10 protein-coding genes and 1 pseudogene are annotated in these 12,367 nt (G+C 73.3%); 3 read left to right on the forward strand and 8 right to left on the reverse strand.

What is annotated here, in order from left to right:
* Positions 1-436, reverse strand: a pseudogene (locus ACFWBF_RS35920) (hypothetical protein); the annotation flags it as partial.
* Between the two features lie 9 nt (positions 437-445).
* On the reverse strand, positions 446-1,822 hold the full coding sequence (locus ACFWBF_RS35925; RefSeq protein ID WP_385609048.1) for a diaminobutyrate--2-oxoglutarate transaminase family protein: 1,377 nt from the start codon (positions 1,820-1,822) through the stop codon (positions 446-448).
* Between the two features lie 284 nt (positions 1,823-2,106).
* Here ACFWBF_RS35925 and ACFWBF_RS35930 point away from each other — a divergent pair, with 284 nt between their 5' ends.
* A complete protein-coding gene (locus ACFWBF_RS35930; RefSeq protein ID WP_385609049.1) occupies positions 2,107-3,273 on the forward strand; it encodes a trypsin-like serine peptidase in 1,167 nt (388 codons plus the stop codon).
* Positions 3,274-3,342: 69 nt separating this feature from the next.
* Here ACFWBF_RS35930 and hflX read toward each other — a convergent pair whose 3' ends face one another.
* The 6 genes from hflX to miaA form a co-directional block, all read right to left on the reverse strand.
* The gene (gene hflX / locus ACFWBF_RS35935) at positions 3,343-4,848 is read right to left on the reverse strand and encodes a GTPase HflX (RefSeq protein ID WP_385609050.1); all 1,506 of its coding nucleotides are present in this window, start codon (positions 4,846-4,848) and stop codon (positions 3,343-3,345) included.
* Between the two features lie 204 nt (positions 4,849-5,052).
* A complete protein-coding gene (locus ACFWBF_RS35940; RefSeq protein WP_385609051.1) occupies positions 5,053-6,591 on the reverse strand; it encodes a M1 family metallopeptidase in 1,539 nt (512 codons plus the stop codon).
* Between the two features lie 84 nt (positions 6,592-6,675).
* Positions 6,676-8,787, reverse strand: a complete 2,112-nt coding sequence (locus tag ACFWBF_RS35945; RefSeq protein ID WP_385609052.1) for a RelA/SpoT family protein — start codon at positions 8,785-8,787, stop codon at positions 6,676-6,678.
* A 140-nt stretch (positions 8,788-8,927) separates the two neighbouring features.
* A complete protein-coding gene (gene dapF, locus ACFWBF_RS35950; RefSeq protein ID WP_385609053.1) occupies positions 8,928-9,803 on the reverse strand; it encodes a diaminopimelate epimerase in 876 nt (291 codons plus the stop codon).
* Positions 9,804-9,916: 113 nt separating this feature from the next.
* A complete protein-coding gene (locus ACFWBF_RS35955; RefSeq protein ID WP_385609056.1) occupies positions 9,917-10,471 on the reverse strand; it encodes a hypothetical protein in 555 nt (184 codons plus the stop codon).
* Positions 10,472-10,603: 132 nt separating this feature from the next.
* The gene (miaA, locus tag ACFWBF_RS35960) at positions 10,604-11,542 is read right to left on the reverse strand and encodes a tRNA (adenosine(37)-N6)-dimethylallyltransferase MiaA (protein WP_385223615.1); all 939 of its coding nucleotides are present in this window, start codon (positions 11,540-11,542) and stop codon (positions 10,604-10,606) included.
* A gap of 185 nt (positions 11,543-11,727) precedes the next feature.
* Here miaA and ACFWBF_RS35965 point away from each other — a divergent pair, with 185 nt between their 5' ends.
* Positions 11,728-11,943, forward strand: coding sequence for a gliding motility protein (locus ACFWBF_RS35965; protein WP_385609054.1), 216 nt, complete (start codon positions 11,728-11,730; stop codon positions 11,941-11,943).
* Between the two features lie 46 nt (positions 11,944-11,989).
* Positions 11,990-12,235 (forward strand): antitoxin, encoded by a 246-nt coding sequence (locus tag ACFWBF_RS35970; protein ID WP_385609055.1) that lies wholly within the window; start codon positions 11,990-11,992, stop codon positions 12,233-12,235.
* Positions 12,236-12,367 lie beyond the last annotated feature (132 nt).

Below are 12,367 nucleotides of genomic sequence, written 5' to 3' on the forward strand. Positions count from 1 at the left end.
GGGCCGGGGCGTGCCCCGGCGCCGGCGCCCAGGCGCCGGCGACCGGCGGGGTCGGGGTGTGCCCTGGCGCCGGGGCAACAGCGCTGCCGAGTGCGGGCGGTGCGGGGGCAGGGGCCGCGTCCCGCGGTGGCGCCATGGGGCCCGGCGCCGGGGAAAGGGCGGGGGTGTGCCACGCGGTCGGGGCAGGGGTGGGTGGTGGTGGCGCCGCCGGGCTGAGGTCGGGGAGCGGCTCGGGGGTGGGGGGCGCCGGGGAGAGGCCGGGGGTGGGGGGCGCCGGGGAGAGGCCGGGGGTGGCGGGCGCCCGGGAGAAGTCGGGAGTGGCGGGCGCCGGGGAGAAGCCGGGGGTGGGGGGCGCCGGGGAGAAGCCGGGGGTGGGGCCCGGCGCGGGCGCGGGGGCGGGGCCCGGCGCGGGGGTGGGGGGGTGCGGGTCGGGCATGGCGGGTCCTTAGCGGCGGGTGGCGGCGGGGATGGCGTCGGCCAGGCGGTCCAGGACGGCCGCGGCCTGTTCGTCGGTCAGGGTCAGCGGAGGGAGCAGGCGGATGACGCTGGAGTGGCGGCCGCCCAGCTCGACGATCAGGCCGCGGTCCAGGCATTCCTGGCGGACGGCCGCCGCGAGGGCGGGGGCGGCGGCTGCGGTGTCCGGGTCGATCAGTTCGACGCCGATCATGAGGCCGCGGCCGCGGACGTCCCCGATGCAGGGGTGGGCCGGGGCCAGGCCGCGCAGGGCGGCGAGCATGCGCGCGCCCAGCTCGGCCGCGCGCTGCGCGAGCTGGTTCTCCCGGACGTAGGCCAGCGTGGCGGTGCCCGCCGCCATGGCCAGTTGGTTGCCGCGGAAGGTTCCGGCGTGGGCTCCGGGGGCCCAGAGGTCCAGCCCGGCGCGGTACACGATCACCGCGAGCGGCAGGCTCCCGCCGATGGCCTTGGACAGGACCATCACGTCGGGCACCACCCCGGCGTGGTCGACGCCCCAGAAGGCGCCGGTGCGGCCCACGCCCGTCTGTACCTCGTCGGCGATCAACGGGATGCCCCGGGCCGCGGTGATCTCCCGCATCCGGCGCAGCCAGGCGTCCGGCGCCGGGTTCACCCCGCCCTCGCCCTGCACCGGCTCGACGATCATCGCGGCGGGTGTGGGCACCCCGCCCTTGGGGTCGTCGAGCAGGCTCTCCGTCCAGGCCGCGGCGAGCCGGGCGCCCTCCGCGCCGCCGACCCCGAAGGGGCAGTGGTAGTCCTGCGGGTAGGGCAGCCGGGTCACCCGTACGTCCGGCGCCCCGCCCGAGGCGTCCAGTGCCCCGGCGGTCATCCCGTGGTAGGCCCCCGTGAAGGCGAGCAGCCCCGAGCGGCCGGTGGCGGTGCGCACCAGCTTGAGCGCGGCCTCGACGGCGTCCGTCCCCGCCGGGCCGCAGAACTGGATCCGGGCGTCCGCGGCCAGCCCCGCGGGCAGGTTGGCGAACAGCTCGGTGGTGAAGGCGTCCTTGACGGGGGTCGCCAGGTCCAGGATGTGCAGGGGAGCTCCCGAGTCGAGCACGCCCCGGATCGCCTCCAGCACCACGGGGTGGTTGTGCCCCAGCGCGAGGGTGCCGGCGCCGGAGAGGCAGTCGAGGTAGCGCCGCCCGTCCGCGCCCTCGATGGTCAACCCCCGGGCGCGCACCGGCACGATGGGCAAGGAGCGGGCGTACGTCCGCGCGGCGGACTCCCGTTGGGCCTGCCTGCGCAGGATCGCCTCCGCGCCCGCTCCGGGTCCCCGGCCCGCCTGCGGCGGGACGTGCGCCGCAGCCGCAGCCTCGCCCTCGGCCTCAGCCTCGGCCTGCTCGGTCAAAGCCACGAGTTTCGGTCCTCCCGCACGGATCGCTCCCTCGGAGTGCGCCTCGAACACGAGCGCTGCTCCCCCATCCCCCGTACGTACCAACGACGGTGACGGCGACGGATCACGGGCGGGCCCAAGATCCTTGCCCCGGCGGGACACGTGGCGGCCGGCAAGACACGGTCCCGGGCCCGGAACCGCCGCCCCGGGCTGTGCCGTCCCCCACGGCAGCGGCATAGTGGTGGGCTGCACCCGGAGCCAACTCCACACGCCTCACTTCCAGAACCACCAGGGGGACTCACGACATGCGACCGAACCGACCGGTCATCGCGACCCTGTGCGCGGCCGCGCTCGCGCTGACCGCCGCGGCCTGCGGACCCGGCGACGGGGAGGCCGACGCCAAACCGACCGTGGCGGCGAGCCTTCCGGGCGGGGTGGACGGGATCAAGATCCCGGACCAGCTCAGGGACAAGCTCAAGCAGCACGGCATCGACCTGGAGAAGTGGAAGGGGGGTGCGTGGAAGAACTGGAACAAGGACGACTGGCTCCGCGAGGCGGGCGACTACATCAACCCGATCATCGAGGGCCTGTGGGACCCGGACCGGATGCGTGACGCGGAGACGCCGCAGCCCCCGGCCGTCGACCCGGATGCGGGCAAGGACCAGGGAGTCACGGACCCGACCCCGGTGCCGGTGGCGGCCAAGCCCGCGAACCCGCCGTACCACCAGAGCGTCCCGGCGTCCGGCAAGGTCTTCTTCGACGGCCCCGAGGGCTCGATGGTCTGCTCGGCGACCGTCGTCAAGGACCCGGCCCACCCCGGCAAGTCCAACATGGTCTGGACGGCGGGCCACTGCGTGCACGCGGGCAAGGCCGGCGGCTGGTACCGCAACATCGCCTTCGTCCCTTCGTACAACAACGCGGGCAAGCCGGCGGCGCAGCTCAAGGGCGCGCCGCGCACGGAGGTGGCTCCGTACGGCGTGTGGTGGAGCGACTGGGCGCAGACTTCCGACCAGTGGATCGCGACCGGCGGTCCGACAGGCGGCGCGGGTGCCCCGTACGACTTCGCGGTGCTGCACGTGACGCCCGAGGGCGGCGGCGGCAAGTCCCTGGAGGAGACGGTCGGTTCGGCGCTCCCGGTGGAGTTCAACGCCCCGGCGGTGGCGAAGGTGTCGAGCATGACGGCCACGGGCTATCCGGCGGCGGCGCCGTTCGACGGCCAGAAGGCGTTCCAGTGCTCGGACAAGCCGGGCCGGCTGGCGCTGAACAAGACCGACCCGGTGCTGTACCGCATCGGCTGCACGATGACCGGTGGTTCCTCGGGCGGCGGCTGGATCGCGGCGGGCGCTGACGGCAAGCCGGCACTGGTGTCGAACACCTCGATCGGCCCGGCCAAGGCGGGCTGGCTGGCGGGGCCGCGGCTGGGGCCGGAGGCCAAGGGGATCTTCGACGCGGTGAGCGGCAAGTTCAAGTAGCCGCGGCTGCACCGCACATGACTGAGGGCCCCCTGCACCGCAGGGGGCCCTCAGTCATGTGCCGCGTGTCTACTGCTTGGCGGGCACGTACGGAGCCAGGTCCGCCGCGAGTTCCGGGTGGACCCGCGCCTTGAGCAGGGTGCCCTCCGGGGTGTGCTCCTCGGAGATCACCTCGCCCTCGGCGTGCGCGCGGGCGATCAGCGAGCCGCGGGTGTACGGCACCAGGGCCTCCACCTCGACCTCGGGCCGCGGCAGCTCGGTGTCGATGAGTGCGAGGAGTTCCTCGATGCCCATGCCCGTGCGTGCCGAGACGGCGATGGAGTGCCGCTCGATCCGCAGCAGGCGCTGGAGCACCAGCGGGTCGGCCGCGTCCGCCTTGTTGATCACCACGATCTCGGGCACGTTGACCGCGCCGACCTCGCGGATGACCTCGCGTACGGCTGCCAGCTGCTCCTCCGGGGTCGGGTGCGAGCCGTCCACGATGTGCAGGATGAGGTCGGAGTCGCCGACCTCCTCCATCGTGGAGCGGAACGCCTCGACGAGGTGGTGGGGCAGGTGCCGGACGAAGCCGACGGTGTCGGCCAGGGTGTAGACCCGGCCGGACGGCGTCTCGGCCCGGCGCACGGTCGGGTCGAGGGTGGCGAACAGCGCGTTCTCCACCAGTACGCCCGCGCCCGTGAGGCGGTTGAGCAGCGACGACTTGCCCGCGTTGGTGTAGCCGGCGATGGCGACCGAGGGCACTTTGTTGCGGCGCCGTTCCTGCCGCTTGATGTCGCGGCCGGTCTTCATCTCCGCGATCTCCCGGCGCATCTTCGCCATCTTCTCGCGGATCCGTCGCCGGTCGGTCTCGATCTTGGTCTCACCGGGGCCGCGGGTGGCCATGCCGCCACCGCCGCCGCCACCCATCTGCCGGGACAGCGAGGCACCCCAGCCGCGCAGGCGCGGAAGCATGTACTGCATCTGCGCGAGGGCGACCTGTGCCTTGCCCTCTCGGGACTTGGCGTGCTGGGCGAAGATGTCGAGGATGAGGGCGGTCCGGTCGACGACCTTCACCTTGACGACGTCTTCGAGGGCGATGAGCTGGCCGGGGCTGAGCTCGCCGTCGCAGACGACGGTGTCGGCGCCGCTCTCCATGACGATGTCGCGCAGCTCGCGGGCCTTGCCGGAACCGATGAAGGTGGCCGGGTCGGGCTTGTCGCGGCGCTGGATGACACCGTCGAGTACGAGGGCGCCCGCCGTCTCGGCGAGGGCGGCGAGCTCCGCGAGGGAGTTCTCGGCGTCGATCACGGTGCCGGAGGTCCAGACGCCGACGAGTACGACGCGCTCCAGGCGGAGCTGGCGGTACTCGACCTCGGTGACGTCTTCGAGTTCGGTGGAGAGGCCGGCCACGCGGCGCAGGGCCGCGCGCTCGGAGCGTTCGAACTGCTCGCCGTCCCGGTCTCCGTCGATCGCGTGGCTCCAGGCGACGTCCTCTTCCATCAGGGCGTCGGCCCGAAGGCTCTCGGTGAAGCTCTGCGGGTCCGGCACGTCCTGTGCGTCCCGCGCGTCCTGGGAAGGGGATGAAGAGGAGGTCATTGGATCCTTACGTCGATTCGATTCGTTGTGCCTGCGTCTGCGTATGCGCAAGTGCATGTGTCCGCGTCCGCATCGGCCGGGGCGGAGCCCAGGCCAAAGCTACTGCCACGCGTGACACAACACTGTCACGTCCAACGTGTGACACGGCCGGACGATTCCCCGCAGCGCGGCCTCGTCGATGGTGGCATGCCCGTTCGGCGCCCGTCACACCCTTTTCTCGGCCCCCGCGGCCTTCGAACGGGGCGCCGCGCCCTTCCCACCGGCCCCCGCGCCCTTCTTCGCCGCGCCCGCCGCGCCCCCTGCGCCCGCCGCCCCGCCCCATTCCGGGTGGCCCGGCATCGCCGGAGTCGTCTTCTCGTACAGCCACGGCTGCAGGAAGGCCCCCAGGTCCCGCCCCGCCTCCTGCGACGCCAGGCGTACGAAGTCCTCCGTGCCCGCGACCGCGTCCCGGTTCTCGCCCACCCAGCGCCGCTCCACCCGGTCGAAGGCCTCGGCGCCGATCTCCTGGCGCAGGGCGTAGAGGATCAGCGCGGCCCCGTCGTAGACCACCGGCCGGAACAGCCCGATCTTCTGCCCGGGCGCGGCCGCCTTCGGCGCGGCCGGGGGCCCGCCCGCGGCCCGCCACTGGTCGGAGCGCTGGTACGCCTCGCGCATGCGCCGCTCCAGGGAGTACTTGCCGAGGCCGTCCGCGTACAGGGCCTCGTACCAGGTGGCGTGTCCCTCGTTGAGCCAGAGGTCCGACCAGGTCCGCGGGGTCACGCTGTCACCGAACCACTGGTGGGCGAGCTCGTGCACCATCACGGACTCGACGTACCACTCCGGGTAGCCCTGGCCGAAGAACAGGCCGCTCTCGAACAGCGACAGCGTCTGGGTCTCCAGCTCGAAACCGGTCTTGGCGTGCGCGATGAGCACCCCGTAGTTTTCGAAGGGGTAGCGGCCGACGTGCTGCTCCATCCACTCGATGTGCCCGGCGGTCTTCTTCAGCCACGGGTCCAGCTTCTCCCGGTCCGCCGTGGCGACCACGTCGCGCAGCGGCAGCCCGTGCGGTCCGGTGCCGTGGATCACGGTCGAGGCGCCGATGGAGACCTGGGCGAGCTCGGTGGCCATCGGATGCAGCGTCCGGTACGTCCATGTCGTGGCGCCGGCGGCCCTGGGGACGCGCATGGCGCCCGGCATGCCGTTGGCGACGGCCGTCAGCCCGGCCGGGGCGGTGATCCGGAAGGTGAAGTACGCCTTGTCGGCGGGGTGGTCGTTGCACGGGAAGACCCGGTGCGCGGCGTCGGCCTGGTTGGCCATGGCGAGGCCGTCGTCGGTGGGCACCCAGCCGCCGTCGCCGCGGCCGCGCGGGTCACTCGTGTGCCGGATGGTGATGTGCAGGGGCGAGTCACCGGTCAGCGGCCGGGCGGGGGTGAGCACGAGGTCCTCCCCGGCGCTCTCGAACCGGGCGGGCTCGCCGTTGACCTCGGCCGAGGCCACCGTGCCGTGGGCGAAGTCCAGGTTGACGGTGTCCAGCGGCTGGCTGGTGCGGGCGCTGATGACGGTGACGGCGTCGAGCGGGGTGCGGTTGTCCTTGTACGTGAAGGACAGGTCGTACGAGAGCACGTCGTACCCGGGGTTCCCGAGCTCGGGGAACAGCCGGTCGCCGATGCCCAGCGGCTTCGGCGGGGGCAGCACGGCGGCGACGAGGGTGAGGGAGGCCGCGGCGAGCAGGGCGGCGCGCAGGCGCGGGGAGGTGAGCTGCATCCCCCACCGCTTACCAGCGCCCGCCCCACCGCAGCGAACGGCGCGCGACGGGTCCACCCGAACGGGGACACCGCACCCGCTGGGCTACGCCCGGCTGACGTCGTACACGCCCGGCACGTCGCGCATGGCGCGCATCAGCGCCGGCAGTCCGGTCGCGTCGGGCAGTTGGAGGGTGTAGGTGTGCCGGACCCGCTGTTCCACGGGCGGTTCCACGGTCGCGGAGACGACCTCGACCCCCTCGCGGGCGATGGCCTCGGTCAGATCGGCCAGCAGATGGGGGCGGCCGAACGATTCGGCGAGGAGCGTGACCCGGCAGTCGGCGGTCGCCCGCCAGTGCACGGCGACGGAGGTCCGCCCCACCGCGCGCATCTGGGCCACCGTCGTGCAGTGGATCCGGTGCACGGTGACGGCTCCGCCCCGTACGACGAACCCCGCGACCGCGTCGGGCGGCACGGGCGTGCAGCACCCGGCCAGCCGCACGGTGGCGTCCGGCAGGTCGGCGACGGCGTTGCCCCCGCCGCCGCGGGCCCCGACCACGGACAGGGGCGCCCGTGGCACCGCGGCGGCCGGCCCGGCCCCGTCGGGGTGAGCCTCCAGCCAGCTGCCGATGGCGATGCGGGCGGCCGGGGTCCGGGCGTGGTCCAGCCAGTCGGCGGCGGGCCCCGAGGAGGCGTCGTGCGCGAGGAGGAGCTGGACGGTGTCCCCGTCGGAGAGCGGGGAGGACAGGGAGGTGAGGCGCCCGTTGACCCGGGCGCCGATACAGCCGTGGGCCGCCTCGCCGTACTGCGCGTAGGCGGCGTCGATACAGCTGGCACCGGCCGGCAGGCCCAGGGTCCCGCCGTCGGCGCGGAACACGGTGATCTCCCGGTCCTGCGCGAGTTCCGAGCGGAGCACGTTCCAGAAGGTGTCGGGGTCGGGCGCCGACTGCTGCCAGTCGAGCAGCCGCGACAGCCAGCCGGGCCGCGTGGGGTCCACGCGCTCCTCGTCGCACTCCGCCGGCTCCCCCGCCGGGGTGGCGGTGGCACCAGCGGCCGTGGCCGCGGCCGTGGCGTACGGATTGCCCAGCGCCACCACCCCCGCCTCCGCGACGCGGTGCATCTGCCGGGTGCGCACGATCACCTCGGCCACGTACCCCTCGGGGGTGGCGACGGCGGTGTGCAGGGACTGGTAGAGATTGAATTTCGGGGCGGCGATGAAGTCCTTGAACTCCGAGACGACCGGGGTGAAACAGGTGTGCAGCTCCCCCAGCACCCCGTAGCAGTCGGCGTTTTCGCCGACGAGGACGAGGATGCGGCCGAAGTCGGAGCCGCGCAGCTCGCCGCGCCCCAGGGCGATGCGGTGTACGGAGACGAAGTGCCGCGGCCGTACCAGCACTTCGGCGCCGATGCCGGAGTCGCGCAGGACGGCGCGTACGGAGTCGGCGATGGCGGGCAGCGGGTCGCGCTCGCCCGCGTGGGCGGCGATGAGGGCGCGGGTGTGCTCGTACTCCTCGGGGTGCAGGATCGCGAAGACGAGGTCTTCCAGCTCGGTCTTCAGGGCCTGTACGCCGAGCCGTTCGGCGAGCGGGATGAGGACGTCCCGGGTGACTTTGGCGATGCGGGCCTGTTTTTCGGGACGCATCACGCCGAGGGTGCGCATGTTGTGCAGCCGGTCGGCGAGTTTGATGGACATCACGCGGACGTCGTTGCCGGTGGCGACGAGCATCTTGCGGAAGGTCTCGGGTTCGGCGGCGGCGCCGTAGTCGATCTTCTCCACCTTGGTGACGCCGTCGACGATGAAACAGACCTCGTCGCCGAACTCCTCCCGCACCTGATCCAGGGTCACGTCGGTGTCCTCGACGGTGTCGTGGAGGAGCGAGGCCGTCAGGGTGGTGGTTTCCGCGCCGAGTTCGGCCAGGATGAGGGTGACGGCGAGCGGATGTGTGATGTACGGCTCACCGCTTTTGCGCATCTGGCCGCGGTGCGAGGTCTCCGCGAGCAGGTACGCGCGCCGCAGGACGGACAGGTCCGCGTCCGGGTGGTGCGCCCGGTGCGCCTCGGCGACGTGGCCGATGGCGTCCGGGAGCCGGTCCCGGGAGGCGGGTCCGAGCAGGGCGGCGCGGCCGAGTCGACGCAGATCAAGCCTGGTCCGGCCACGTCTGCGGAGTTCAGGGCGCGCTTCGGGGCGTGCTTCGGGGTTCGTGGCCTCTGCACTCATGGGCACCTCCGGCGGCTTCGACCGGCGGTGGCGGGCATGGGGTGAGCCCTCAGGGCCGGTGCCTGATGCTACCGACCCCACCACGTGGCGCAGTCCACCTCTCGCACAGCGTGAAACGGATCACCCATTAGAGGGAAGCTTCAGGCGAAAGCCGTTTCGGTGAGCCAGGCCGGATCGAACTCGCCCGCGGCGACGATGACGGCCGGTCCGGTCATGTCGATCTGCCCGTCGGGGTGTTCGGTGATGAGCAGGGTGCCGCCGAGGACGTCGACGGTGTACGTGACCGGCTCGCCGGTGGCGGCCGGGTCCGCGCCGTCGCGCCGGATGGCGGCCACGGCGACGGCGCAGGCGCCGGTGCCGCAGGAGCGGGTCTCACCCGAGCCGCGCTCGTGGACGCGCATCGCGACGTGCCGGGGGCCGCGGTCGACGACGAACTCGACATTGACACCGGTCGGGTAGGCGGACGCCGGGCTGTACGGGGGCGGGGTGTACAGGTTGCCGGCGTCGTCAAGGCTGTCAACGAAGGCGACCGCGTGCGGGTTCCCCATGTTGACGTTCCGGGCGGCCCAGGAGTGCTCGCCGACGGAGACGGTGACCTCCCCCTCGGGGAACCGGGCGCGCCCCATGGACACGGTGACGTCGCCCGCCTTGTCGAGGTGGACGCGCTTGACGCCGCCCCGGGTGGCGACGGCCAGGTCGCCGGCTTCGACGTGCCCGGCGTGCTGGAGGTAGCGGGCGAAGACGCGGACGCCGTTGCCGCACATCTCGGCGACGGAGCCGTCCCCGTTGCGGTAGTCCATGAACCACTCGGCCTCGTCGGCCATGTGCGCCGCGTCGGGGTGCGCGGCGGACCGCACCACGTGCAGCACTCCGTCCGCGCCGATCCCCGCGCGCCGGTCGCACAGCTTCGCGACGGCGGTGGCGGGCAGCTCGATGGCGTTGTCCGGGTCCGGGACGATCACGAAGTCGTTCTCGGTGCCGTGGCCCTTGAGGAAGGAGATGCTGGTCTGCGTCACCAGGCCATGGTAGCGAGGCGCCGCCGGCGCCGGCCGGCTCGACTGACCCGTGAGACGGGCTTCCGGGTACGCCCAGGCGCCCGGACACCCGTACGCCCAGACACCCACACGCCCTACCGCAGCCGGGCCACCCGGTACACGGCGAGCGCGACGACGGCCAGCGCGGCCAGCGCGTACAGCACCGCCACCCGCCAGTCGGGGCGCTGCCCGGCCCCGCGGGCCGGGAGTCCGGGCAGGGCGTAGCCGACGCGGCGCGCGGCCATCATGCCCCAGCCGCCCGCGCAGCAGCAGATGAGGAAGCCGAGCATGGCGACGACCGGTCCGCCGTCGCCGAACTCGAAGGCGAGGGGGAAGGCGAACATCAGGGAGCCGGAGGCGGCGAGCACCACGATGGGGGCGATCTGCCACAGCCGCAGTCGGCGCTGCGGGCGCAGTTCCACCTCGAACTCGGGGCCGGAGGCGCTCTCCACCTCGGCGGGGTCCGGGATGTCGGGGCCGTCGGGGCTCAGCCGCGCCGGTTCGGCGGGCAGTCCCAGCCCGTCAGGGGCGCCGGGGACGTCCCGCAGTGCGGGACCGCCGTCCGGGCCGGTTCCGGGCCCGGCCAGAAGCATCGGGTCCGCTTCCCGCCGCGTCTCGTCCCGCCCGGTGTCTCGAGGGCCGGCCTCCATCGCCACGCGCCCTCCCCACTCGGACTTCGTACGCCGCCGTTCACCGCCGGTGACCGCACCGGCGAGAGTTTGATGATGGCACGCCGCCGGGCCCCGCACGGGCGCCCGGGGCGTCCCGATGCCATCACGTGATCAGGCTGTGACCGCTCGTTCGACCAACGACTGCGCGAGTCCGGCGAGTTCCGGCCGGTCGGCGGCGGCGCCGCTGAGCCAGTGCACGCGCGGGTCACGGCGGAACCAGGAGTCCTGCCTGCGGGCGAACCGCTTCGTGGCCCGGACGGTCTCGGCGCGGGCCTCGTCCTCGGTGCACTCCCCCGCGAGCGCGTCGAGCACCTGCTGGTAGCCCAGCGCCCTGGAGGCGGTGATTCCGTCGCGCAGTCCGCGGGCCTCCAGCGCGCGGACCTCGTCCACCAGCCCGGCTTCCCACATGCGGTCCACCCGTAGCGCGATCCGCTCGTCGAGTTCCGGCCGGGCCACGTCGACGCCGATCTGCACGGTGTCGTAGACCGACTCGTGTCCGGGCAGGTTGGCGGTGAAGGGGCGCCCGGTGATCTCGATGACCTCCAGGGCGCGCACGATGCGGCGGCCGTTGCTGGGCAGGATCGCCGCGGCCGCGGCCGGGTCGGCGGCCGCGAGCCGGGCGTGCAGGGCGCCGGGGCCCCGCAGGGTGGCCTCCTGCTCCAGGCGGGCCCGGACCTCGGGGTCGGTGCCGGGGAACTCCATCGCGTCGAGGGCGCCGCGCACGTACAGCCCGGATCCGCCGACGAGGACCGGCGTACGGCCCTGCGCGAGCAGTTTGTCGATCTCGATGCGGGCCAGGCGCTGGTACTCGGCGACGTTCGCGGTGTCGGTGACGTCCCAGATGTCGAGGAGGTGGTGCGGGACGCCGTCGCGTTCCTCCATCGTCAGTTTGGCGGTGCCGATGTCCATCCCCCGATACAGCTGCATCGAGTCGGCGTTGACGACTTCGCCGTCGAAATGGCGGGCCAGGGCTACGCCCAGGTCGGACTTTCCGGCGGCGGTGGGGCCGACGACGGCGATGACCCGCGGGGCGGGGGCTGCTTTCCTCACCGCCCCAGTCTCGCAAACCCCACGGCATGTACCCGATCGAGTTACGTGACGGGGTGCGGGCGGGGTCGTTGCCCTTGCGAGGTTCCGGCCGGTGTGCGCGCGGCGCACGGCCGGCGCACGCCTGGCGGACACCGGTCCGGCCAAGGCGGAACTTCACTCACACGAGTAGCGTTACGGGAGTAGACATGGGCATTTTTGACCGGTTTTTTCGCAACAAGGATGAAGTCGCGCCGGAGCAGGACGCGGCCGAGCCCCTGACGGCGGAGTCCGAGACGGCCGACGAGGCCGAGACCGGGCCGGCTGAGGCCGAGGCGTCCGCGGCGGAAGGCGTCGAGATCCCGAAGCAGCAGTCGGCGGAGGTCGCCGCGGACAACGAGGCCGGCGAGAGCGCCCGTACGTAGCTACCTCCCCCGGACCGCGTCCGGGGGCACCCAGGAAAGGTGACCCATGGGCCTGCTGGACAATCTGAAGGCCAAGCTCGCGCCCGCGAAGGACAAGGTCGGGGACCTCGCGCAGCAGCACGAGGGCAAGATCGGCCAGGGTCTGGACAAGATGGCGAAGGCCGTGGACTCCAAGACCAAGGGCAAGTACCACGGCCAGATCTCGAGCGGCGCGGACAAGGCGAAGGATGCCCTGGGCAAGATCGCCCACAAGGACACCCCCGGCGGGCCGACTCCGCCGGCCGCCCCCTGAGGGCGATCCCGGAATCCGAACCGGAAAGGGGCGCGGGACCACACGGTCCCGCGCGCCGTTAGGAAGGCTAATGACCAGGCCCCCCCGAAGTACCCCACGCCTTACGGGGGGTCCTGGAACAGCAGGCGCGGC

The sequence above is a fragment of the Streptomyces sp. NPDC060028 genome (assembly GCF_042736725.1).
Lineage (GTDB): Bacteria > Actinomycetota > Actinomycetes > Streptomycetales > Streptomycetaceae > Streptomyces.